Source organism: Mesorhizobium sp. LNJC391B00, from assembly GCF_000502535.1.
Lineage (GTDB): Bacteria > Pseudomonadota > Alphaproteobacteria > Rhizobiales > Rhizobiaceae > Mesorhizobium.
Genome location: NZ_AYWI01000006.1, coordinates 379122 through 403972 on the forward strand (window position 1 = coordinate 379122; position 24851 = coordinate 403972).

Consider the following 24851-nt stretch of genomic DNA (forward strand, 5'->3'; position numbering starts at 1 on the left):
CGACTGGTGAGCACCGGGATTTGCGATAACATGACTGGGTGCTACATGGTCGCCGCACTAAGGAGGGTCCCGGAGCGTGACCACGCCGGTTCCATTGGCTAGCCCCATTTTGCCCGGCAGTCCGGCGAAACCTGTTGCGGAACGGCGTTATCTCACCATCCTGTTCTGCGACATGGTGGGGTCAACCGAATATGCCGACCGCCTGGATCCCGAGGATTTCCAACACCTGATTGAGAGCTTTCTAGAGACCTGCAGCAGCGTCGTCCGGCGCCGCAAGGGTGTGACGGCTAGTTACATCGGCGATGCTATTCAGGCCTATTTCGGCTATCCAACAGCTGGTGAGGACGACAGCGAGTTCGCGGTGCTGGCCGCACTCGAGATCGTTGATGCGGTGGCCACCATCTCCGCAAATCAGGGATATCCGTTGCAAGTGAGGATGGGTATCGCGAGCGGCCAAGTCGTGGTGGGTGAGTTCGTCGGCGCACCGAGCGGTGTATCCACCGTCGCCTTCGGTCACGTCGCGCATCTAGCGGCACGGCTGCAGGTACTGGCCAAGCCGAATACGATCCTTGTCGACGCGGCGACCTTCGAGGCCGCAAGCGGCGCGGTTGATTTCACCGGGTTCGGCAAACATGAGCTGAAGGGATTCGCTGCGCCAGTCCAGGTTTGGCAGGTGCAAAGGGCGCGCATGGTGCCGACCCGCTTTGCAAAGCGGGCGCGTATGACCAAGCTGTGCGGCCGCAACGCCGAATTGCGACTGCTGATGGAGCACTGGGAGACTGTCGTGCGCGACAGGCGTGGCAATGCCGTGTTGGTCTCGGGGGAGTCGGGAATCGGCAAGTCCCGGTTGCTCAACGAAATCCAGCAGCGTCTGCGCAGCTTTCCGCAACTGACCATGCAATGTTCTCCGACCTTTGAGAACAGCACCCTTTATCCATTCCTCGCAGAGTTGCAGAGGATTGCAACGATCGAGGACGGTGACTCAACGGAAGAAAAGCTTCGAAAGCTCCGCAACGGATTGTCGATAGGCTCGGTGTCCAGCGACATCGCGCTGGCGATCTTCTCAGGCCTGCTCGGGATGCCGACGACAATGCCGGACAGGCTTGAAGGGATAAGTGCCGAACGACAGCGCAACATTGCCGAGCAAGCATTCATCGATCTGGTCAGTTATTTGGCGCGAACTACCCCGATCCTGATCTTGTTCGAGGATGAGCAATGGGCCGATGCGACCTCGCGCGACCTTCTCGACAAAGTCGTCGCCAGCCTGGCTTCGACACCTGCCCTCTTGCTTGTGTCGAGCAGGAACAACGCAAGCGTTCCATGGGTCGACGGTCCTGACGGGCACCATATCAGGCTTGAAGCGCTCAGCCGAGCGGACGCTGAAGCGATCGTCCATGACATTAGTCCGAATGCGCTCGCTGCTGACGTAGCAGCGGTGCTCGATCGCGGTGAAGGCGTCCCGCTCTATATCGAAGAGCTTACTCGAAGCGTGGTCGAAACAGGGTTGCGCCTAGACGTATCGCAGCCCAAGCGTCTGTCACTCACGAACAACATTCCAAACTCTCTGCAGTTCTCGTTGCTTGCCCGTCTCGACAGGCTGGGGACCGCCAAGGAAGTCGCGCAGGTCGCGGCGGCGATCGGCCGCGAATTCGATTTCGACATGCTGCGCGAAATTTGTGATTGGCCTGAAGCGGAGTTGCGCGCTGCGGTTGGTGAGCTGATGCGCACAGGGCTGATCGTAGCCGAGCGAGGGACGGCCGGAGCAGGCTTTTCGTTCACCCACGTGCTGCTCCAGCAGGCCGCTAGAGGCACGATGCTGCACGAACGTGCGCAACAGATTCACAAATCGATTGCCGAATGCATCGAGCTGCGCGACCCCAACGCGGGCTTTGCCTATCCCGAAGTGCTCGCTGAGCATTTCGCCGACGCCGGTCTGTTCGATCGCGCCGCTGACTACTGGCTGCAGGCAGGGCTGAAGGCCGCCAAGACTTGGGCGAAAGTTGACGCAGTGCGTATCTTCAGGAAAGGGCTTGAAGCCGCGAAACTCTTGCCTGACTCCGACGATCGTAGCCGCAGGTTGCTTCGCTTCGAACTGGAACTGGGCGACGTTCTGTACGCTGCGCTCGGCTACGTGACGGGCGAAGGCAGTGCCGCGTATCAGCGGGCCATAGCGCTGAGCGGGAAGCTTGGCGAACTGGAGGCGACGATTAGGGCACTCGACGGGCTTTTCGGTACCCATTTCAACTCGGGCCAGTTTGGTAAGGCCCTCGCGGCCAGTGATGAATTAATTCGAGTCGGCGAGGAGGGCGGCTACCTAAACGCGCTCGTTATAGGTCTGCAGTTTAAGGGCATGAGTCTGTTCTGTCAGGGTGAGTTGGCGGAGGCTCGGCAATATCTTGAGCGCGCTCTCAGCCACAAGGGCAGTGCAGACGAGGTCGGCAGCGACTTTCCGAGTATGGCCATGATCTACCTTTCGTGGACCTTGCATATTCTGGGGTATCGCCGTCAAGCGCTGAAACTCTACCTCGAGGCGGAGGCGACCGTTCGGCAGCAATCCGCCTATCGCTTGGCCGCCTGCTTGGGAAACGGGTGTGTGTTGTTCGCCTTCCGCGAAGAGAGCAGGGATATCGCTCGGCTGGCGGATGAACTTCTGCCATTAGCGCAGGAAAACGGTTTCAATCTCTGGACACGGGTGGCGCGCTTTTTTGGTGGCTTGGCTGCATCAAGCCTCGATGACAGTCTGGTGGGAAGCCATATGATGGCATTGACCGAGAGTGACCTTGAAGATCAGGAAGTCGACAAATCGTGTTATTTAGGCTTACTGGCCAAAGCTTTCATTAACTCTGGACAATTCGATATAGCGGCAGAGACCGTGGAGAAAGGTCTGCGCGAGGCCGAAAAGATTGGCGAGCATTACTTTACAGCTGCCTTGCTTCGCATTCGCGGCGAGATCGAACTTGCAAATGGAGTCGGAGACAGAGCGGCAGAGGCTTCTTTCCGCGAGGCTATTGCCTTTGCGCGGCAGCAGCGCGCTAGGAGTTGGGAGTTGCAGGCGACCAATAGTCTGGCAAAGCTATTGCGGTCACAGGGTAGATTCGAAGAGGCGCGTGCGGAATTGCGGGAGATCAACGATTGGTTCATCGCAGCAGACATTGAGTGATTAACGACGCATCACGTTCTGCCGGCAATCTCGACGAGCGCGGATTCGGCAACATCACGATCCCCGGCGCAGCCGCAACTTACGGTTTAAAGCAGACCAACGTCCGCTTACGGGTAGCGATGGCATTGATCTGAAGGCCGGCAGCGGCCATTCACCCGTAGCTCGCCGCAACGCAACAAGGCCCCTCCCGGGGCCTTGCTTTCAACCTCAGTGCTGAGCGTCGCCCCCCTCACTTCCCCATCAGCTGCTTGGCATTCTCGGCCGTGATCGCGGTGGTCTCCACCGTCACCGTCTTGTCCACCTCGGTCGCGCAATCGAGCAGGATCTTTTTCGACATCTCGATCGCTTCCTTGGCGCCCGTCGGGTAGGTGAAGGTTGCGACCCAGTCGCCCTTGGCCACCGCCTCGATGCCGCCAGCCGGGCCCGGCAGGCCGTCTGTGCCGATGATCTTGACGTCCTTGCCCGCCCCCTTGGCGGCGAGCAGCGCGCCGGCGGCCATCATGTCGTTGGAGGCGTAGAGCACCTTGATGTCGGGGTGCGCCTGCAGCATGGCGGCGAAGGCGACCTGCGCTTTGTCCGGCACCCAGTCGGCGGCCTGCTCGGCGACGATCTGGACCTTCGGGTTGCCTTTCACGCCTTCCTTGAAGCCGTTGAGGCGCTCGACGGCCGGCGTCGAGCTCGGCAGGCCTTGCAGCACCGCCGCCTCGCCGCCATCGGGCAGCAGCGTCTTGGCGGTGTATTTGCCGGCTTCCTCGGCGATCTTGAAATTGTCGCCGCCGATGAAGGCGGTGTAGTCCTTGCCGGGGTCGCCGACCGTCTTGCGGTCAAGCTCGATGACCGGGATGCCGGCATCCATGGCGCGCTTCACCGCCGGCGTCAGCGGCGCGGCCTCGAAGGGCGAGATCAGCAGGATGTCGACCTTCTGGGTGATGAAATTGTCGACCTGCGAGGTCTGCGTGTTGACGTTGCCGGCGCCGTCGGCGATCTGCAGCGTGAAGCCGGGCACTTCCTTGGCCGCCGCCTCCAGCTCGTCATTGACGTGCTGGCGGTAGGGCTCGGCATTGTTGGCCTGCGAAAAGCCGATGACGAACTGGCCGTCCTTGGCGCAGGCTTTCACCAGCGGCTCGGCGGCGTAAGCGGAGCCTGCAATGCACAGGCCAGCGCCTGCCAGCAGCACAGCCTTGAGGGTCGATCCTCTTAGTGTCGTTTTCATAACTCACTCTCCTCCTCGTCCGGCCGGGGGGCCAGACCTTGGTTTGACGTTCACGTGTTGCCGTCTCCTCCTTGTTTGTTTGTGCATGTCGTCATCGCAAACCGATGTCACTTTTGCGCGACATGCACTAACGACCCAACCCCTCGCGGCGGCGAACGAGGGATTGAAGCACTGCCGCCAAAACGATGATCGCGGCGGTCGCGAGCAGTTGCATGGCGGGCGTGATGTTGTTGAGCTGCAGGATGTTGGCGAGTGCGCCCAGCATGATGGTGCCGGCAACGGTGCCGACCATCGAGCCGGCGCCGCCGAACAGGCTGGTGCCGCCGATGACCACGGCGGCGATGGCCGTCAGCTCATAGCCCATGCCGTCATTGGCGCTGCCGAAATTGAACTGACCGGCATGCACGATGCCGGCAAGGGCGGCGGCAAAGCCGGTGATGGCGTAGACCGAGATTTTCACCATCGACACCGGCACGCCGGATATGCGCGCGGCGCGCTCATTGCCGCCGACGGCAAAAACATAGCGGCCGAAGCGCGTGGTGTTGAGCACGATGGTGGCGATCGCGGCAAAGACGACGAACACAAGCGTCGCCACCGGCACGGTGTTGTTGAACAGCCGCTCGCCCAGCACGGCGAACACCGGCGGCGCCAGGCCCGGCCCTTCGCCATAGGAAATGTTGATGTACTGGTTGCCGGAGACGACCAGCGCCAGGCCGCGCGCGGCCTGCAGGCCGGCCAGCGTGACGATGAACGGCTCCAGCCTGAAACGCGTCGAGATGGTGCCCTGGATGGCGCCGAAAACGATGCCCAAAGCGAGCACGGCGAGGATGGTGGGGATCAGGCCGAAGCCGCCGGAGATCATCATCGATGCGGTGACGACGCTGGACAGGCCAAGCACCGCGCCGACCGACAGGTCGATGCCGGCGGTGATGATGACGAAGGTCATGCCGATGGCGATGATGCCCGTCTCCGACACGGCGCGCACGATGTTGGCGATGTTGTCGGGGTTGAGGAACAGGATTTCGCCGTGGCGGCGCGGCGAGAAGATGATGCCGCCGATCGCCACCAGCACCAGGCCGATCAGGCTCTGGAAGCGCACGATGAGCGCCAGCGGGTCGCGATGCTTTTGAGGCGCCGCCATCACCGGGCTCGCTGCCACTGGATTGTTGTCCTGAGACATCAGGCCTCCCTGCCGTTAGCCGCGGCCAGCACCGTGTGCTCGTTGACGCCGCCCAAGAATTCCGCCACATTGCGCCCCTGGCGCAGCACCACGATGCGGTCGCACAGACCGATCAGCTCCGGCATCTCGCTGGACGCCACCAGAATGCCCAGCCCCTGCGCGGCGAGTGCCCTGAGCCGCTGGTAGATCTCGCCCTTGGCGCCGACATCGACGCCGCGTGTCGGCTCGTCGAGAAGCAACAGGCGCGGATTGCCGAGGATCTCTTTCGCCAGCACCACCTTCTGCTGGTTGCCGCCGGACAGCGCGCCGACGGCGATATCAGGGTTCTTCGGCCGGATGTCGAACTGACCGAACGATTCCTTCACCGCCTCGGCCTGGCGGCGCGGCGAGACCAGCCAGTTCGGCGAGATTCTGGATATGACCGACATCACCAGATTGAGGCCGACCGCCATGCGCAGCATCAGGCCCGAGCCCCTGCGATCGTCGGTGACGAAGGCGATGCCGGCGTGGCGGGCGGCACTGATCGAATCCAGTTTCACCGGCTTGCCCGAAATGGCGACCTCGCCCTCCCAGCGGCCGGACAGGCCGGTGCCGTAGAGCGCGGACAACAGTTCGGTGCGCCCGGCCCCCATAATGCCGGCCAGGCCGACGATCTCGCCTTCGTGGACATCGAGCGAAACGCCTTGCGGCGCCTGCCAGCCGGCGCTGTCGCGGGCGAGTTTGAAGCTGGCGTTCCTCAGGCTGAGCAGCGGCTTGCCCGCCGCTTTGGCGCGTTGGGGATAGAGCTCGTCGAGCGGACGCCCGACCAGCAGCCGCACCAGCTCCGCCTGCGGCGCGTGCGGCTCGGTGATGCCAGCAACGCGGCCGTCGCGCATCACCGTCACCCGGTCGGCAATGCCGGGCACTTCCTCCAGCCGGTGCGAGATGTAGACGATGCCGACGCCGGTGGCGGCGAGCTTGCGCATGATGTCGAACAGCCGCTCGACTTCGCCGACGGTAAGTGCTGCCGTCGGCTCGTCCATGATCAGCACGCGGGAGGCATAGGACAGCGCCTTGACGATCGCCACCACCTGGCGCTGGCCGATCGACAGGTCCGCCACCATGGCGGACGGATCGATGGCGATCTCGATGGCTTCCAGCCGCTTCTTGGCCTCGCGGCGCATTGCCGGCACGTCGAGGAAGCCGCCCGGACGCATCAATTCGCGGCCGAGGAACAGGTTGGCCGCGACATCCAGCGACGGCACCAGGTCGAGCTCCTGGAAGATGGTGGCGATGCCGGCCGCTTGCGCCTCACGCGGGTTGTTGAAACGCACGGGTTTGCCGTCGATCTCGATGGTGCCTTCGTCCGGCGTGTAGACGCCCGACAAAAGGTTCATCAGCGTCGACTTGCCGGCGCCGTTTTCGCCGAGCAGCGCATGGATTTCGCCGGCCTTGAGATCGAAGTCGACACCGCGCAGCGCCTGCACGCCGCCGAAGCGTTTGACGGCGCCGGTCATTACCAGCAGCGGCGCGCTCATGTTAGCCTCGTGTGGGTCGGCCTCCCGCAGGAGGCGCGCGCCCGCAGCGTCGCCTGCAGCCGCACCGAACGTGGCTCTGAACCGGTCGCCGCGATGCGGGCGCTGAGCAGGGCTGCCGCCTGCCTGCCTATCTCGGTGCAGGGCTGGGCAACCAGCGTCAGGCGCGGTTCGAAACAATCGGCCCATTCGAAATCGTCGAAGCCGGCCAGCGACAGATCGCCCGGAATGCTGAGGCCCTTTTCGCGGATGGCGCGGACGGCTCCGATCGTCGTCATGTTGTTGCCGGTGACCAATGCGGTTGGTGGCGACGGCAGCGACAGGATGGCGTGGGTGGATGCGGTCGCCGCCGCCGTGTCGACATTCTCGGCCGAGAGATAGCGCGGCACGCACTCAAGTCCATTGGCGGCGAGCGAAGCCTGGAACGCCTCGATGCGCTCGCGCGTCGTCGTCAGGCCGGGCTGTCCGGCGATATAGCCGATGCGCTTGTGGCCGAAGGAGGCGACATGGTCGATCAGCGCGCGCATCGACGTTTCGTTCTCGACGCCGATCTGATCGAAGCGCTGGTCGGCGAAACGGTCGATCAGAACGCATGGCATCTTCTTGTCGGCGAGGTAATCGATGGCCCGCTGCGGCGAGCCCGAGGGCGCCAGGATGACGCCGTCGACGCGGCGCTGATGAAAAGCGCGCACCACCTGCAGTTCGCGGTCGGGATCTTCCTGGGTGTCCGACAGGAAGACCATCAGCCCGAGCCGCGCGCATTCGGCCTCGACCGCGCAGATGATGTCGGTGAAATAAGGGTTGGAGATCGCCGAGATGGCCAGGCCGACGCTGTTGGTGGTCGATGCCTTCAGCGAACGCGCCAGCTCGTTGGGCTGATAGCCCATCGTGGCGATGGCGTCGTTGATCAGCCTCGCCTTTTCCAGCGAAACGAAGCGCGTGTTGTTGACGACATGCGAGACGGTCGACACCGACACGCCGGCGCGCCGCGCCACTTCAGCCATTGTCGGCAAGACATATCAGCGCCTGCAAGCGCTCCTCCCTATGCGTTTTCCGTCCGCTCTGATGGCGGATTTCAAGGGAGCTTAGGGTGATCGAAACGTTTGCGCAATCGATTCGATGCATATTTTTAGCGGGGCTTATCTCCCCCCTCGAGGGGGAGATGTCGCCGAAGGCGACAGAGGGGGTCGCCGCGCGTGAAGCGCCAACCTTCCATCTGCAGCAAGGACGTCGAGCCCAGTCGCACCGACCCCCTCTGGCCTGCCGGCCATCTCCCCCTCAAGGGGGGAGATTCGCGGTTTCACCGAACTCCGCCACCAGCCCCTCATACGCCTCGAAGGCCGGCAGCGCCTCGTAACTATGCACCGCCGGCGTCGTCGCCCAGGGCAGTTTCTCGCTGGTCCATGTCTCGATGAACGGCGTGAACCAGCCGGCTCGTCAAGCATGGTGGGGCGCAGATTGACGAACCAGTCGAGCCCTTCGGGGCGCGTGAACATCCAGCTCATGCAATAAGGGCAGAAGTAATGACGCGAGGCGCCGTGCAGCCCGCCGATCACCGGCTCGCCTTGCATGATTTCGAAGCCGTCCGAGGGAATGGCGGCGCTCAGTGAATAGGCGCTGGCCGACATGCGCTGGCAGCCGATGCAATGGCAAGCCATGGTCAAAAGCGGTTTTGCGGAAATCTTTAGCCGCACACGTCCGCAGCGGCATCCGCCTTCGGCCGGCAATTTCAGGGTTGGCACGGCAGTCTCCCACTCTTCGAAGCGCGGTGCTTCAGTCGCCGGTCAGCGCCTTCGTCGTCACCAGCGTGACGCCGGCATCGGTGAAGTCCGCATTGTACCGGGCGATGATCTCGGTCGCGGTTTCGCCTTCAGTGTCCAGCGTCGAGTGCGCATCGGAAACGACAGTGACGCCGAAGCCTTCGGCCAGGGCGCCCTCAACGGTGCCGGCGATGCAGAAATCGGTTTGCGCTCCGGCAAGCACGACTTCGCCGACCCCTTGCCCGGCCACCCAGGCGCCAAGCTCGGCATTCGAGAAGGCGTTGCGGACGGTCTTGGAGAATGTCGGCTCGTCCTTGGCCTGGCCGAGTTCCGGCCATACCGGCCAACCCGGCTCGCCGGGCGCCAGCGGATCGCCGGCCGGCCCGTCATGCCTGACGAAAGCAACCTTGCGCCCCTCGCGCCGCGCCCAGTCGATCAGCGAGCAGGTACGCTCGGCTATGCCAGGCGCATCGTGGATCGGCGGCTCGACGCGGCCGTCGAACATGTTGGTCTGGAGGTCGATGACGATGAGGGGAGCGAGGTTTGGCATGGCGCGAAGATAACGCGGGCGATGGGAGGGTCAAGACGGCGAAGCTGCTGATCTCCCCCTTGGGGAGATTACATGTACCTCACCCGATTCCACCCGCGACCACGTAAGCACCAGCCGTGCGTCCATCCTCCAGCCGGATGACGGCCGTAACGATCGAGCCGTAAGCGCCTCGCCACACACTGTGCATTCTTTCGTGCTCGCCGGCGGGCACCAGGATGCGACCGTGAAAGCTTGTGCCGCTGCGCCGCAGAGCGACCGGTTCGCCATTGACGTGAACCTTGACGCCAGCGGTCTCCGCATCGAGTTCAACCGTCACGGCGATCTCGGCCTGGTCTCCTCGCCGCGTCGTCTCGGCAACAAGCGTAAGTCTCGGCGCCGGCGCATCGCTGGCCCGCAATCCACCAGGCCGCCCCGCAAACGCATCGTCCGGCAATTCCGGCGTGCGCGGCGGGCTGGTGCGGCGTTGGGTGGCGCGCTCGTAATCGCCGGCGAGCCGCAGCAACTCCGCATCATCATAGGCCTTGCCCGCAAAGGTCAGCCCGACCGGCATGCCGATATCGGCCATCGTTCCCATAGGCACGGTGACGGTCGGAATGCCGAGATGACGCCACACCAGATTGCCATTGGCGACCCAGGTGCCGTTGCGCCAGGCGATTTCTGCAGAGGTCTGGTTGACGTCGGCGCTGGCCGGCCCGACATCGGCGACCGCCGGCAGCACGACGGCGTCGAGCCTGTGCTCGTCCAGCCAGTCCTCGAAGTCGATGCGCCGCGTCGCCTCCAATCCCTTCAGACCTTCCGCCAGCGCTGGAATGTCCAGCAATGGCATCACGCCCTGCTTGGCGCTCGTGACGTAGTCGGCCAGATCGAAACCGTCGTCGCCATAGCGGTCCGGCAGCGCGCCCGGCGGCTGCGGGAAAATCTTTGGGCCGTCGACCGCAGCCAGATCGGGGATCGCCGGATCGGCATTGGCGCGCAGGAAATCGTCCCAGCCCCAGATGCAGAGATCCCAGATTTCGCGCTCGGCGAAGGCTTCCGGCACCAGCCCGCGTTCGACCATGGTTTTTGTGCCCGGACGGTCGCGCTCATAGTTCGAGACGACGGGGAAATCGACCTCGACCACCTCCGCGCCGAGCTTTTCCAGGTCACGCGCTGCCTGCCGCCAGAGGTCGAGCACCGAGGCGCGGGTCTCGATCGGGCGTTCAGCGCCGCTATCCCTGCCGATATACATTTTCGGCACGCCGAGGCGTTTGCCTTGTAATGAGCCCTCCAACGCGAGTGTAGTGTAGCTTGGCGGCCTGAGATCAGCGCTTTTCGCGATCGACACCCAAGGCTGCACACGCCAGAAATCGCCGCGCGTCTCCGCATCGTCGGCGACGATCACATCCAGCAACTCCAGCATGTCGGCAATGCCGCGGGTGTGCGGCACCACCACATCCATGGTCGGCACCAGCGGCCAGTTGCCCCTGACTGAAATGACGCCGCGCGACGGCGTGTAGGCGACAAGTGCATTGTTGGACGCCGGCGCGCGGCCGGAAGACCATGTTTCCTCGCCCAGCCCGAAGGCGGCGAAGCTGGCGGCGGTGGCCGTGCCCGAGCCGTTGGACGAGCCGGAAGCGAAGGCGGCGGTCAAATAGTCGGCATTGTAGGGGCTCTCGGCGCGGCCATAGACGCCGCGCTGCATGCCGCCATTCGCCATTGGCGGCATGTTGGTCAGCCCGATCAGCACAGCACCACCGGCCCTCAGCCTGGCAATGGTGAAAGCGTCCTCATTGGCGACGAGATGCTCGAAGGCGGGCGAGCCAGCAGCCACCGTCAGGCCCTTCACCTTATAGCTGTCCTTGGCGGTGTAGGGGATGCCGTCGAGGGGCCCGAGGGTGGCGCCATTGCGCCGCCGCAGGTCGGACGCCGCCGCCTCCTCGAACATTGCCGGGTTAAGCACCGGCACGGCATTGAGCGCGATGCCATGGCGGTCGTAGTGCGCGATGCGCCTGAGATAAGCGCCCACCAGCTCGACGCTGGTGACGGTGCCGTCTTCGAGGGCATGCCGCAGATCGGCAATCGAGGCTTCGACGATGTGGAGGTTGGGCATGGGATTCTCGAGATGCAGCGGCAAATGAGTCTTCGCATCGTGCGATGCGAGTGTCACGCCTCAAACGGAAGGCGTGACGGCGACGCTTATGCACTCGGCTCACAGCATCTTGCTGTCGAGCTGGCCGTTTTCCTTCATCAGGTCGAGATAGGTCTTGGCGCCGGAACTGCCGTGGCCTGCCGCCTTGAAGAACCATTTGGCGGCTTCCTTGTAGTTTGGTTTCCCATCGACGCCGCGGTAGTAGAGCGAGCCCAGACTGAACTCGGCATCGACGCTGCCGGCCTTTGCGGCTTCCAGCCACCAGGACTGGGCAGCCTTGTCGTCTCTGGCAATGCCCATGCCGTTGGCCGAGGCATACGCTAAGGCGAGCTGGGCATCGACATTTCCCTGCCGCGCCGCCTTGAGCCACCAGCCCGCCGCATCCGCACTGCTTTGCGCAACGCCAACACCCTCGGAATAGGCTGTGCCGAGCGCTTTCTGCGCGAATGCATTGCTCTGGTCGGCGGCTTTGCGCCAGAGCCTTGCCGCCTGAACGGGGTCCTTCGTTACTCCTAGACCATCCCAATACAGTCCACCGAGAGCGAACTGCGCAAGGTCATTGTCCTTGTCGGCAGCCTTGCTCAGCCACTCGAACGCCTGCCTTTCATCCTTCCCGACGCCCTGCCCGTCCCGATACACGACCCCGACATTATACTGCGCTACCACGTGGCCTTGGACAGCAGCCTTCATCCACCATCGGAAGGCCAGATCATTGTCTTGCGCAACGCCGCGGCCCTGGCTGTAGAGGATACCAAGCAGATATTGAGCGTCGGCGTTTCGCCCGTCGGACGCCTTTTGCGCCCAAGTCGCGGCCAACGCATCGTCCCGTCCCACGCCTTCGCCGAGCGAATACGCCCGGGCCAGATTGGCACCGGCTTCGGCATTCCCCGCTTCCGCGGCCTTGCGCCACCAATAGACCGCCTGCTCGGCGCTCTTCTCGACGCCTTGGCCCATCGAATAATATCCGCCCAGATTCGACTGGGCGAACACAAAGGCCTGATTGGCGGCTTTGCTCATCCACGCAAACGCCTGGCCGTCGTCCCTAGGGGTACCTTTTCCCTGGCCATAAGCGGCCGCCACCGCGTATTGCGCTTCTGTCAGACCGGTGGTTGCGGCCTTCATCCACCACCCGAACGCAAGGCGGTCATCCTGCTCAACGCCGTGGCCCCGCGAGTACAAAGTGCCCAGCAAAGCCTGGGCATTCGGCTCACCCAGATCGGCTGCCTTTTTCACCCACACTATGGCGGCTTGATCATCCTTCTTGACGCCTTGGGTAAGATAGTAGGCGCGTCCGAGACAGAAAGCGGCCTCCAGGCTTCCTTGGTCAGCCGCCTTGCGCCACCATGAGGCAGCCTGCTCGAAGCTTTGCGCAACACCCCGACCCTGCGCATACAGGACGCCGAGGGCGTACTGAGCGTTCGTATTGCCCTTGTCGGCTGACTGCCTGGAAAACTTCAACGCCAGTTGATCGTTTCTTTCGACCCCTTGGCCATTTAAATAGACTTGGCCGAGAGAATATTCAGCCTCGCCGCTCCCCTGATCGGCCGCCTTGCGCCACCAATAGAGCGCCTGCTCATAATTTTGCGCGACCCCTTGGCCCTGCCAGTACAACACGCCGAGCTGGTACTGCCCATTCATGTTGTCTTTATCGGCGGCCTTTCGTGAGAAACTCTCGGCAAGCCGACTGTCCTTTTCAACGCCCCTGCCCATAAGGTAGGCCTGACCCAGTGCTGCTATGGCTTCCGCATTGCCGCCATCGGCGGATTTCTTCCACCAATACACCGCCTGGCTGTCGTTCTGAGCCACGCCCTCCCCGCGCCAGTACAGCGCACCAAGCTGCCCTTTTGCGTCAACATTGCCAGCGTCCGCCATGATCTTCATTTGACGGAATACCTCGGCATAATCCTTTGCCTGGAGAGCCGCTGCACCCTTTTGTGCCGCCGACCACTGCACATAGTAATTTCGGCCAGGACCGAGCAGCACAAAAGCCGCCAGCAACACCAGAACGACGGTAAGGACCCCTCGGCGACGCGACTTGGGCGGGCTGTAGACCGGTGTATCCACTTTGGGCGCCCAGTCGTTGTTGCTCACCGTCCCCAATCCATTTGCAGCCACCAGTAATCCATAGCGCAAGCCAGGCTGTTCTGGAATATCCAAAGCATTTGATGTCGCTACTGCGGTGCGCCGGCGAACAGGATTTCGCCATCGCCGCCAGCCGCCGGCCAATCCCTGATGGTGCGATCGTCGCCGCCGGTGACCAGTGTGCCGTCGGTGGCGAAGGCAACGGCGTAGATCGGGCCGGTGCGGCTGTCGAACATGGCGGTCTGGCCGCCGGTGCCGAGATCCCACAGCCGCGCCGTGCCGTCGAGCGAGCCGGAGGCCAGGCGCTTGCCGTCGGCCGACAGCGCCAGCGTATAGACGGTGCCTTCGTGGCCCTCGAAGCGGCGCAATTCCCTAAACGTGTCGAGGTCCCAGAGCTTGATCGTGTAGTCGCCGCTGCCGGTGACGACATGATGGCCGTCGGCGGTGAAGACGGCGCCGTAGGTGCCCTGCTCGTGGCCGTGCCAGCTTCGCAATTGCTTGCCGCTTTCGACGTCCCAGAATTTCAGCGTGCCGTCGATGGAGCCGCTCAGCGCGCGCGTGCCGTCGGGCGAGATTGCGACCGTGCTGATCGGCCAGTCATGTCCGGTCATCACATGCAGCACCGATTTGTTGACGAGATCCCAGACGATGACGTTGCCGGTGTCGTGGCCACTGACGGCGCGCTTGCCGTCCGGGCTGATCGCCAGCTTACGCACGCCGCCATTCGCGCCCGACGAGAAGACATGCAGCACCGCGCCGTCGGCAAGCTTTCGCAGCACGATCTCGCCATCGTCGCCGGCGGTCAGCGCGGTTGCGCCGTCGGGCATGAACAGCGCCGTGCGCGCCATGTCCTTGTGTTCACCAAGGTTGCGGATCAGCCGCTTGCCGGCGATGTCCCAGAGCTTGATCATATGGTCGGTGCTGGCGCTCATGATGTCGCGGCCATCGGCCGAGACGGCGAGCCAGACGACGGCGTCGCGATGGCCGTCGGGCTCGGTCGGCAGCGCCGGCGGAGGCGGCGGCAACGGCGCGACGGTTTGCGGTGGCGGTGTCGCCGGAGCCGGCGGTGGAGCAGTCTCCGGTGGCGGTGTCGCCGGAGCGAGTGGGACTTGTGGCGGCCGAGGGGGAGCAGCCGGAGGCGTAGGCTGCGCCGGCTCGGGCGGCTTGGCTGCCTGCACCGGCGGAGTTGGCTCGGGCGGCATGGTGACCTGCGGCGAACTCGGCGGGGCCGGTGGCGTCGCCAGGTCCGGCGGGACACCGTCGATGCCCTGGTCCTTCGGCTCGGCTTTGGGTTCGTTCGGGGCGGCCACCTCAGCGCCCGGGCCGGCGTCACGCGCCCAAGGGAAGTGGTCGGCCAGCAGCGCCAACACGGCGAGCACCGGCAACATGAGGAAGGCGCGCCGCCAGCCCGGGCGACCCTTGGATTCCATCTCGGCGTCGCGGCCAAAAAGCGGCGTTCCAGCAGGCTGGCTTCGCCGACCCGGCAGCAGTCCGGCCCAGAACAACAGGGCGCCAAGCAGGCAAAGCCCGCCGACGGTCAGGAACACCACCGGTCGCAGCGTGGCTGGGCCGTGCAGCATGTGGTCGATCCCGCTCCAGCTGAAATCTCTGTCGCCGAGCAGCAGATACGCCCGCACCAGACAAGCCAAAGCGGCCGCCAGCAGCGGAAGCGCAAACAGCCTTTCGGCCAACCTGTCCATCGGACTCCCCCTCCGGTGCCGCACCTTGCTCATCATGCGGCCGCCGCAGCGAAACAAATAGTGCAAAACTGCGCCCACGAAAGTGGGCGCGATCACGCAGCCAAATTTACTTCAATTCGGCCCATACCGGCGCGTGGTCGCTGGCGCCGTCCTCACCTCTGACATCGCGGTCGATGCCGGCAGCGGTGAGGCGGCGCGCCAGTTTCTTCGACAGCAAGATGTGGTCGAGCCGCAGCCCGGCATCGCGCGGCCAGCGGTTGCGGCGATAATCCCAGAATGTGTAGAGCGTTTCCTTCGGATGCTTCTTGCGGAGCGCATCGGTCCAGCCCTGCTCGAGCAGACGCTGGAACGACGCCCGGCTTTCCGGCTGCACCAGCGCGTTGTCGTCATAGGAGCGGGTGGCGTAGATGTCGCGCGGCTCGGGCACGATGTTGTAGTCGCCGACCAGCGCCACCGGCAGGCCGGTGTCGAAGAGTTCTGCGGCATGCGCCTCCAGCCTTTCATGCCAGGCCAGCTTGTACTGGAATTTCGGGCCCGGCTGCGGGTTGCCATTGGGCGCGTAGAGACAAGCGATGACGATGCCGTTCACGGCCGCCTCGATGTAGCGGCTCTGCTTGTCGGCGGTATCGCCGGGCAGGACGTCACGGGTCAGCACCGGCTTGGACCCGCGCGCGAGTATGGCGACGCCATTCCAGGTCGGTTCGCCCTTCCACACCGCGCCATAGCCGGCCGCCGCAAGCGCCGTGCGCGGAAACTGCGTATCGCGGGCCTTCAGCTCCTGCAGGCAGACGACATCGGGCTTGGCTGCCGCCAGCCACGCCAGCAGGTTTTGCAGCCGGCTGTTGATGTTGTTGATATTGAAGGTGGCGATTTTCATTTGGCGATCAGGAAACGATCCGCCCTGTCCACGCCTTCACCGTCCCGGCCAGCGTCTTCAAATGATCGGCGGTCGAAAACCCCGACACGCTCTTGCGCGGCTTCAGGTCGTGGTCGCCATCCTCCAGCCAGATCACCTCAATGGCTTTGGAAAGGCCGTAGGTCGCGACCTCTTCTTTCGTGCCGAACTCGTCGCGGGTGCCCTGGAAGATCAGCGTCGGCGTCTTGAGGTCGGCGAGATGTTTTGTCCTGAGTTGCTCGGGCTTGGCCGGCGGATGAAAGGGATAGCCGAGGCAGATGAGGCCCGAAATCTCGCCCTTGGCGAACATCTCGTCGGCGACCATCGAGGCGACGCGCCCGCCCATCGACTTGCCGCCGATGATGAGCGGACCAGCGACGCCCCTCGCCCTCAGATCGGCGATGGCCTTGATGTATTCCGGGTTGACCGTCTCGGCGCGCGGTGGCGGCTTGCGCTGGCCATAGCGGCGGGCCGCCATATAGTGAAATTCGAAGCGCGCGACCTGGAAGCCGGCGGTGGCGAGCGCCTTGGCGGTGGCGGTCATCGAGGGAGAATCCATCGACGCGCCGGCGCCATGCGCCAGCAGGATGGTGAGGGGGGCTGTGTCATAGCCGTCGAAGATGAAGGTGGTCATGGGGTGCGCTGCCGGTAAAGGCCGAGTTCCTTCGCGCCCCCCTCTGTCCTGCTGGACATCTCCCCCTCAAGGGTGGAGATTGGCAGTTTCAGCGCCTCACGGACCTCGCGACGATAGTGATTGGCGAAAGCGATGGCGACACCCAATCTCTCCCCTTGAGGGGGAGATGGCCGGCAGGCCAGAGGGGGGTGCTCGCGCGCCAACATCTCACCCCGCCGTCCGCGCCGTCTGCAGATCCACGAACTGTATCCCCTTTTGCGCCATCCGCGCCCACTCGGACTCAGCATCAAGTTCGAGATAGCGCATCCAGTTCCGCCGGGCCTCAAGTAGATTCCCGGCGTCGAATTCCAGTCGGGCGAGGTTGAACACCGGATCGGCATAAGTCCTGTCGAGCGTGATCGCTTTTTGCAGATGGCGGCGCGCCGAAGGCACCCTGCCCTGCTCACTCATCAGGCCGGCGAGATTGAACCAGGCCTCGACGAAGGCGGGATCGAGCTTGATCGCGCGGGCATAGTCGTGCGCGGCCTCACTGACACGGCCGGCGCCGCGCAGGCAGTTGGCGCGGTTGAAGGCGGCGATGGCGTCGCTCGGATCAATGGTTAGGCAGCGCTGGTAAAGAGCGGCCGCCTCTTCGTGGTCGCCCTGTTCCTCCGCGCTTTCAGCCTCGGCGAACAAGTCCTCCAGCGTGTCGTCGCCGGCTGCACTGCCGAGATCGAACAGCAGCTGGCCGTCGAGTTCGCTCTGGCCGCCTTCGAGATAGATCGCATCGGGCCTCCCATGCTGCGAGCCGACATTGAGCGATTTGGCGGTGAGCGAGGCGACCGGACCGGAGCGATGCACGGAGCGCGCGATCGCGCCCCAGGATGCGCCGCCGGCGACCAGCCCGGCATATTTGCGAGCAAGGATCAGATCGCGGAACGAGTAGGGTTCGCCATCATGCTCGAAGGCGTCGAAGAGGCTGAGCAGGTCGAGATCGGCGCCCGACAGTTTTGACTGGTCGACGAGCGACTGCCTGGATAGCGAAGACGCCTCCGGCGCCTTCATCAGACCGAGCAGGCGCAGGAAGCCATTTTCGCTAAGGAGCGTGCGGCCCGCGGCGCGCTCGGCCGCGACGCGGCGTTCGATCTCGGCATCACCGGCTTTCGCCAAGCCGGCCTTGGCAAGCAGCGTGCGCCCGAACACGACATGCGTCGTGCGTCGGGTAACGCCGCGCCGCAATTGGCCGTGCCGGCGCTCGACCTCGCGCGCGGCAAGCCGCAGCGGAAATGCCGCCAGCGCGCCGATGGCGCCGAAGACGGCGCCCGGGATTATACCGGTCGGCGCCGTCACCCCTTGCTCTTGCCGACGGCCTTGAGCAGATTGGCCTTCAACGGGTTTTCCTTGGCCGCACCCGCCTTACCCTTGGCGGCAGGTTTTTCAGCGTCGTCGGCCTTGCTCTTCGACTTGGCCGGCGGCTTGGCTGATTGCGACAGGCTCGCCTTCAACGCGTCCATGAGGTTGATGACATTGCCACGCTCGGGCGCCGCCGCAATGATCGGCTTATGGCCCTTCAGTTTCTCGCGGATCATCGTCATCAGCGCGATCTCGTAGCGGTCCTCATAATTCTTCGGATCGAAGGTGGTTTCCTTCTGCTTGATCAGCGCTTCGGCCAATTGCAGCATTTCGGGATCCGGCTTGCCGGCCGGGATGTTGCCGAAATATTCAGCCGTGCCGCGCACTTCGTTCGGGTTCCTCAAGGTGCAGACGAACATGCCGTTCTCGCGCGCGCCGATCGTCACCACGCGCTCGCGGCTGGACAGGACAAGGCGGGCAATGGCCAGCTTGCCGGATTTGCGCATGGCTTCGCGCAGCACGGCAAAAGTTTCCTCCGCCATGGCGCCATCCGGGGCCATGTAATACGGCGCATCCTGATAGATGACGTCGACCTCGTCTTCGTCGACGAAGGCCTCGATGTTCATCGTGTGGTTGGATTCGATACGCACTGCTTCGAGGTCGGCCTCATCGATGATGATGTACTGCTTGTCCTCGTATTCGTAACCCTTGACCAGGTCCGCGCGCTCGACGAGGCCGAGTTCAGGGTCGACCGGCTTCATGTTGATGCGGTTGTGGGTCTTCTTGTGCAATTGGTTGAACGATATGCGCTCGCTGGTCGTCGTTGCCGGATAGAGCCGGACCGGACAGCTGACGAGGCTGAGCTTGAGGTAACCTTTCCAACTTGCCCTGGGCGCCATGATACTCTCCTACGCGGCCACGCACTGACATTTAGACTGAGCATGATCTTACCGAAAACCGGTTGCCACTTTTCGGGATCATGCTTACTGCAGCGCTTCGTCCAAAGGACGAATGGTGCTGCGGAAATCCTACACCGACCGGGCACGATACAGGCAAATCCCTAGCGAAATCTTCCAGTCGCCCTGAAGGTCCAAGGCCGAGAATAATTCAAATTGTCCGAAGCGTCGATGGACTTGGGTTCCTCGCCCCCATGAAATGGGGAGAAAAACCTTATTTGAAGGCCGGCAAATCCCTCGCGAAATCCTCCATGTCCGCCCAGGGGTCGCCCGAGGTCGCCAACAACCCCGGCAGCGAGGAATAGTTCAGATCCTGCGGCGCATCGATCGTCTCAAGGTCGCTCCAGCTCACCGGCGTCGACGCCGGCAGGTTGGTGCGGGCGCGCAGCGAATAAGGCGCCGCGGAGGTGTGGCCGCGGGCGTTGCGGTGATAGTCGATGAAGATGCGGCGCTTGCGGTTTTCCTTGCCCATTGTGGTGGTGAAAGTGTCGGGCGCGGTGGCCGCCAGAAGCGTGGAGATGGCGCTGGTCGCCTGGTGCAGCTTTTTCCAGTTCTGCTTTTGCGTCACCGGCACCGTGATGTGGATGCCGCTGCCGCCTGATGTCTTGGCGAACGGCACCAGGCCGAGCCGTTCCAGCTCGCCCTTGATGTGGACGGCGGCTTCGACCACTTCGCGCCAGGCGACGCCCTCGCCCGGGTCGAGGTCGAAGACGATCTGGTCGGGCTTGTCGAGGCTGGTGCGGTGGGTGCCCCAGGTGTGGAACTCGACGACCCCGAACTGCGCCAGCGCCAGATAGCCTTTTGCTCCCTCGACCGACAGATAGGATTTGGTTTCACCTTCGGAGTTGGTGGCATCAAAAGTGACCACAGAGGGCGGCATGCCGGTGAAGGCGTGGCGCTGGAAGAAACAGTCCTTCGGCAGGCCCGTCGGGCAGCGCACCAGCGACACCGGGCGGCCCATAATGTGCGGCAGCATGAAATCGCCGACCAGCGCGTAGTAGACGGCGATGTCGAGTTTGGTCGGCCCGGTCTTGCCGAACAGCCGCCGCTCCGGATTGGTCACCCATATGGTGGCGAGATCGGCTTCGGCGATCAGCCGCTTGCGCTTCGGCGACACCGGCGTCGACAGGCCGACATCCCTGAGGCCGCGAAACACACCGTGGCGCAGCGAATTGTCGGCCGTGCGGTTGGCGTAGTGGATGCGGGCCGACAGCATCGGCCGCACCCATTTCATCTCGCGCATGATCTCGCGCGGCACACCCTCGGGGGCTGTCGCGCCGTCGCGCAGCGGCTGCAGCCGGGTCAGCAAGTCGCCCGCCGTAGCGGCATCGAAGCCGGTGCCAACCTTGCCGCGATAGTGCAGTTCGCCATCCGCGAATTCAGCCATGCCGAGTGCCGCCAGTCCTTCGGCCGCGCCGGAAACGGTGTAGCCGGCGATGATGAAATCGCCGGTCTCCAGCGCCTTGACCTTGGTCCAGGTCTTGGTGCGGCCGCTCTGGTAGATGGCGTTGGCGCGCTTGGAGACGACGCCTTCCAGCCCAAGGATCGAGGCCTGATCGTAAAGCCCCTGCCCGTCGCCTTCGACATGGTCGCTCAGCTGGATGGCGGAGTTAGCGCCCTGCCCGGCTAGCAGTTCGGCGAGCAGGGCCTTGCGGTTTGCGAGCGGCGCCTTGCGGAGGTCCCAGCCGTCGAGATGCAGCAGGTCGAAGGCATAGAAATGGAGCTTGCTGCCCGCACCCGCCGACAGCGCATCCTGCAGCAGCGCGAAACGCGAGATGCCCTTCTCGTCCAGCACCATGATCTCGCCGTCGATGATCGCCTGGCTGAGGGGCAGCCGGGCGAATGCCTGCGGCAGGTCGCCGTAACGCCTCGTCCAGTCGATGCCGCCGCGGGTGATCAGCCTGACCTCGCCATCGGCGATATGCGCCATGGTACGGTAGCCGTCGAATTTTATTTCGTGCAACCAGAGTTCACCTGTGTCTTCCACTGGCCCACCCGGTGGCTTCGGCACCTGCGTGGCGAGCTGCGGCTCGATGCGCGACGGCGGATCGCCCCTGATCGCGCCGGGCAGTGCACCGGGTTTCAGCGCGCCGGGTTTTGGCGGCAGCCGCGCCGGCTTTTTCGGCGGCGCCACCAGCTCCTCGATCCGCTTGCCGGACTTCACGCTTTCCGGCCGCGCTTCCAGGATGTCGAGGCCGGTATCGGCGGCGAGATCGCGCTCCTTGAACAGCAGCCAGTTTTTCTTCTCGCTGTCTTCGCCGGGCTTGGGCTTCAGACGGGTCAGCATCCAGCCGCCATTCAACTTGTCGCCGGCCAGCCGGAACTTGAAGGCGCCAGTGCGCAGGCTCTTGTCGACATCGTCCATCGGTGCCCAGGTGCCGGTGTCCCAGACGATCATCGGCCCGCCGCCATATTCGCCTTCGGGAATGACGCCCTCGAAGTCGATATATTCGAGCGGATGGTCCTCGGTCTCGACTGCAAGCCGCTTATCGGCCGGGTTGAGCGAGGGCCCGCGCGGCACCGCCCAGCTTTTCAGCACGCCGCCGACCTGCAGGCGCAAATCGTAATGGTCGGCGGTGGCGTGATGCTTGTGGACGACGAAGCGGTTGCCGTCGCCTGAAATGAGCCCGCCATCCGGTTCCGGCGTCTTCGTAAATTCGCGCTTGGCGCGATAGGCCTTGAGTTTTGGCGGGGTTGGCATGGGTCAGGCGGGAGCGGCGGCGGCGGACGAACCTTCCCTGCGCCGCGTTCCTGCACAGTGCTGTCCCGCCAACACTTCAAATTTCCCAGCGCGGTGCGAAGGAACGGCGTTCACACTCAATCGTCGGTGGCCGGCGTCAGGTCTAGCTCGGCCGGGGACAGCCCTTGCTGGAGCTGGCTCAGCCGGAACTCGTCGACCCAGTAGGCCTCGCCGTCGACCAGCACGCGGGCCGAGTAGACGCCGCCGGAAAAGCTTTGCGCGGTGACGTAGACCTTGTGGCGGTCGAGCGCCTTGCGCACCGCGGCGCGCTTGGAATTCTGGCTGGTGACGGAACTGGCCATGGCTCACTCATACACAAGACCGCAAGACATGGCGGCGGCATAAGGATGCTGGAGATCGGCTGCTCTGTCAATTTTGACCGCCTGCTTCTGGCAGCGCTACGATCCGACGGCAGCAAAAAACCGCTGAGCCTCGGCAGTGGGCTTTGCAATGGCGACGACAATATTCGGTTAGTGGTCCGAAGGAATTATGAGCGCGGTGACGCGCGAGAGCTGCTGACGCCGGTTCAGCGTCGGCTTCTCGTAGATCTTCTTCATTGGTATCCCCATGGCCCCCAATGGCCGCCGGCAAAGGCGCTTGCGGCTGGGTTTTGTCAAGGGAAGCGCTGTTCTTCCGCCGAACAGCTATGGAAACTGGAGGAGCGGCCGCTATAGTTTTCCTCAGCCCCAAGGAGAACGGCAATGACCCTCAGCACCCGCAAACTTGGCAGCCAGGGGCTGCAGGTCTCGGTGATCGGCCTCGGCTGCATGGGCATGAGCCAGTCCTACGGCCCTGCCGACGAGGCGGAATCGATCGCCACCCTGCACCGAGCCATCGAACTCGGCTGTACCTTCCTCGACACGGCGGAAGTCTACGGCGCCTATGCCAATGAAGAACTGCTCGGGCGGGCGCTGAAGGGCCGGCGCGATGAGGTGACCCTTGCCACCAAATTCGGCTTCCGCATCGAAAACGGCAGACAGGTCGGCACGGAGCGTGACAGCCGGCCCGACCATATCCGCGAGGCGCTGGAGGGCTCGCTGAAGCGGCTCGGCACCGACCATATCGACCTTTACTACCAGCATCGCGTCGATCCGGCGGTGCCGATGGAAGACGTCGCCGGCATGGTCGGCCGGCTGGTTGCCGAGGGCAAGGTGCGCTTCTTCGGCCTGTCGGAAGCGGGCGCGGCGAATATCGGCCGTGCGCATGCCGTGCACCCTGTCTCGGCGCTGCAGAGCGAGTATTCGCTTTGGGAGCGCAATCTGGAGCCGGAGATCATCCCGCTGCTCAAAAAGCTCGGCATCGGCCTGGTGCCGTTCGCGCCGCTCGGCCGCGGTTTCCTCGCCGGCGACGTCAAGCGCGCCGAGGATTATCCGGAAGGCGATTTCCGCCGCGGCGACCCCCGCTACCAGGGCGCCAACTACGACGCTAATGTCGCGGCTGCGGCTGCGGTGCAGGAGGTGGCCGCGGCCAAAGGGGCAAAGCCCGCACAGATCGCGCTGGCCTGGGTGCTCGGCAAGGGCGACGGTTTCGGCATTGACATCGTGCCGATCCCGGGGACAAAGCGGCGCAAGTATCTCGAAGAAAATGTTGCTGCGGCCGCGATCACGCTCGAGCGGCCGAGATAGCTGCGCTCGATGCAGCCCTTGCGCCGGGCAAGGTCTCAGGGCCGCGCTACAATGAGCGGGTGATGACGACGATCGATCGGTAGAGGCGTCTAAGCTGCCAATCTCCCCCCTCGTGGGGGAGATGCCTGGCAAGGCAGAGGGGGNGGCGGGACAGCGCCCCCCTCTGTCCTGCCGGACATCTCCCCCACAAGGGGGGAGATTAGCAGTTTCAGCCCCTCGCCTCACCTTGCGTAATCGATTTTCCTTGGCTAGCATCCTCGGGTCGGCGCCGTGCGGAGGAGAACGTTGCGGCGGACCGGCTGGAGCGCCTCGCGTCCCCTCGGGGCGTTCACAGGACACTCCATTTTTGAATTGACGCAAGGACCGTCCCGAGCCGCTCCCGGTTTCGGGCTCCTGCGTTCATGTGGAGGATATCTGATGAACAGACGCGAATTCCTGTTGTCGACCGTGGCGACCGGCGCCATGGCGCTGGCCGCGCCCATGGCCTTTGCCGCCGACAAATTGACCATATTGGGCTCGGTGCCCAATCTCGGCTTTCCGTTCTTTGTGCACATGCTGAACGAGATCAAGGCGGAGGCGCAGGCGCAAGGCGTCAATCTGACCGAGAGCGACGGCCAGAACTCGGCGCCGAAGCAGACCGCCGACATCGAGGCCGCACTTGTGCAGAAGGTCAACGCCATCGTGATTTCGCCGCTTGACGTCAACGCGCTGGCGCCGGCGATCGAGGAAGCGGTCAAGGCCGGGGTTCCCGTGGTCACTATCGACCGCCGCGTTGACGGCGTCGAGGGCATTCTGGCCCATGTCGGCGCCGACAATGTCAAGGGCGGCGAGGCCGAGGCGCAGGCCATGGTGGCGGCGTTCCCCAACGGCGCCAAGCTGTTCCATTTGCAGGGCCAGCCGGGTGCCGGGCCCGCGATCGACCGCAACAAAGGCGTCCACAATGTGCTCGATCCGCTCAAGGACAAGTACCAGATCATCTTCGAGCAGACCGCTAATTTCGCCCGCGCCGAAGCGCTGTCGGTGACCGAGGCCGGGCTTGCCGCCAACGGCAAGCCGGACGCCATCATCTGCGCCAATGACGACATGGCGCTCGGCGCGCTCGAAGCCTGTGCCGCGCGCAACTTCACCGACGTCAAGATCTACGGCTTCGACGCGCTGCCGGAAGCGCTGGTCGCCGTGCGCGACGGCAAGCTCGCCGGCACGGTCGAGCAGTTCCCCGGCGAACAGTCGCGCAAGGCGGTGCAGATCGCGGTCGCCTTTGCCAGGGACAAGACCGAGCCGAAGGAGAAGCTGGTGCTGTTGACGCCGATCGTCATCGGCAAGGATAATCTCGACAAGGCGGAGAGGTTGAACGAGACGAAGTGAGAGTAAGGCCCATGACG

18 protein-coding genes and 2 pseudogenes are annotated in these 24851 nt (G+C 64.0%); 5 read left to right on the plus strand and 15 right to left on the minus strand.

Annotated elements, in window-relative coordinates; translation table 11 throughout:
* The first annotated feature begins 76 nt into the window (after positions 1–76).
* Both X750_RS147890 and X750_RS1000000165875 read left to right on the plus strand, forming a co-directional pair.
* Positions 77–3160: an adenylate/guanylate cyclase domain-containing protein gene (locus X750_RS147890; RefSeq protein WP_156932412.1), complete on the plus strand. Its 3084-nt coding sequence runs from the start codon at positions 77–79 to the stop codon at positions 3158–3160.
* Positions 3157–3294, plus strand: coding sequence for a hypothetical protein (locus X750_RS1000000165875; RefSeq protein WP_155921578.1), 138 nt, complete (start codon positions 3157–3159; stop codon positions 3292–3294). The genes X750_RS147890 and X750_RS1000000165875 overlap by 4 nt, the downstream gene beginning before the upstream one ends.
* A 95-nt stretch (positions 3295–3389) precedes the next feature.
* Here X750_RS1000000165875 and X750_RS147885 read toward each other — a convergent pair whose 3' ends face one another.
* The 15 genes and pseudogenes from X750_RS147885 to X750_RS147820 all read right to left on the minus strand — a co-directional run bounded on the left by X750_RS147885 (position 3390) and on the right by X750_RS147820 (position 22146).
* Complete coding sequence (locus tag X750_RS147885; RefSeq protein WP_023689831.1) at positions 3390–4373, minus strand: substrate-binding domain-containing protein; 984 nt, start codon at positions 4371–4373, stop codon at positions 3390–3392.
* A gap of 127 nt (positions 4374–4500) precedes the next feature.
* A complete protein-coding gene (locus X750_RS147880; RefSeq protein WP_023689830.1) occupies positions 4501–5514 on the minus strand; it encodes an ABC transporter permease in 1014 nt (337 codons plus the stop codon).
* Positions 5515–5552: 38 nt separating this feature from the next.
* A complete protein-coding gene (locus X750_RS147875) occupies positions 5553–7070 on the minus strand; it encodes a sugar ABC transporter ATP-binding protein (RefSeq protein WP_023747807.1) in 1518 nt (505 codons plus the stop codon).
* The gene (locus tag X750_RS147870) at positions 7067–8080 is read right to left on the minus strand and encodes a LacI family DNA-binding transcriptional regulator (RefSeq protein WP_023747808.1); all 1014 of its coding nucleotides are present in this window, start codon (positions 8078–8080) and stop codon (positions 7067–7069) included. The genes X750_RS147875 and X750_RS147870 overlap by 4 nt, the downstream gene beginning before the upstream one ends.
* 265 nt (positions 8081–8345) lie before the next feature.
* Positions 8346–8809 (minus strand): annotated as a pseudogene (locus X750_RS1000000164690) (GFA family protein).
* A gap of 31 nt (positions 8810–8840) precedes the next feature.
* Complete coding sequence (locus X750_RS147865; RefSeq protein WP_023747809.1) at positions 8841–9377, minus strand: cysteine hydrolase family protein; 537 nt, start codon at positions 9375–9377, stop codon at positions 8841–8843.
* A 79-nt stretch (positions 9378–9456) separates the two neighbouring features.
* Entirely contained in the window at positions 9457–11466 is a 2010-nt protein-coding gene (locus tag X750_RS147860; RefSeq protein WP_023747810.1) for an amidase, read from the minus strand.
* Between the two features lie 99 nt (positions 11467–11565).
* Entirely contained in the window at positions 11566–13596 is a 2031-nt protein-coding gene (locus tag X750_RS147855) for an SEL1-like repeat protein (RefSeq protein WP_156932413.1), read from the minus strand.
* Between the two features lie 80 nt (positions 13597–13676).
* Complete coding sequence (locus X750_RS147850; RefSeq protein WP_023747812.1) at positions 13677–15287, minus strand: WD40 repeat domain-containing protein; 1611 nt, start codon at positions 15285–15287, stop codon at positions 13677–13679.
* Between the two features lie 106 nt (positions 15288–15393).
* Positions 15394–16164, minus strand: a complete 771-nt coding sequence (locus X750_RS147845; protein ID WP_023747813.1) for an exodeoxyribonuclease III — start codon at positions 16162–16164, stop codon at positions 15394–15396.
* A gap of 7 nt (positions 16165–16171) precedes the next feature.
* Positions 16172–16816: an alpha/beta family hydrolase gene (locus tag X750_RS147840; protein ID WP_023747814.1), complete on the minus strand. Its 645-nt coding sequence runs from the start codon at positions 16814–16816 to the stop codon at positions 16172–16174.
* 207 nt (positions 16817–17023) lie between these two features.
* Positions 17024–18145 carry a tetratricopeptide repeat protein gene (locus X750_RS147835; RefSeq protein WP_023747816.1) on the minus strand — a complete coding sequence of 374 codons (1122 nt, stop codon included), beginning with the start codon at positions 18143–18145 and terminating at the stop codon, positions 17024–17026.
* Positions 18142–19047 (minus strand): Ku protein, encoded by a 906-nt coding sequence (locus X750_RS147830; protein WP_023685883.1) that lies wholly within the window; start codon positions 19045–19047, stop codon positions 18142–18144. Before X750_RS147830 ends, X750_RS147835 begins: the two co-directional genes overlap by 4 nt.
* Before the next feature lie 271 nt (positions 19048–19318).
* Positions 19319–21805 (minus strand): DNA ligase D, encoded by a 2487-nt coding sequence (gene ligD / locus X750_RS147825; RefSeq protein ID WP_023747817.1) that lies wholly within the window; start codon positions 21803–21805, stop codon positions 19319–19321.
* A gap of 116 nt (positions 21806–21921) precedes the next feature.
* Positions 21922–22146 (minus strand): hypothetical protein, encoded by a 225-nt coding sequence (locus X750_RS147820; RefSeq protein WP_023699154.1) that lies wholly within the window; start codon positions 22144–22146, stop codon positions 21922–21924.
* 45 nt (positions 22147–22191) lie between these two features.
* Between X750_RS147820 and X750_RS1000000165880 the strand changes: the two genes are divergently transcribed.
* From X750_RS1000000165880 to X750_RS147815, 3 genes and pseudogenes are all read left to right on the plus strand, one after another.
* Positions 22192–22518: a hypothetical protein gene (locus tag X750_RS1000000165880; RefSeq protein ID WP_155923792.1), complete on the plus strand. Its 327-nt coding sequence runs from the start codon at positions 22192–22194 to the stop codon at positions 22516–22518.
* A 27-nt stretch (positions 22519–22545) separates the two neighbouring features.
* Positions 22546–23552: pseudogene (locus X750_RS01000000163110) on the plus strand (aldo/keto reductase).
* Positions 23553–23886: 334 nt separating this feature from the next.
* Positions 23887–24834, plus strand: a complete 948-nt coding sequence (locus X750_RS147815) for a substrate-binding domain-containing protein (RefSeq protein ID WP_023673481.1) — start codon at positions 23887–23889, stop codon at positions 24832–24834.
* Positions 24835–24851: the final 17 nt, after the last annotated feature.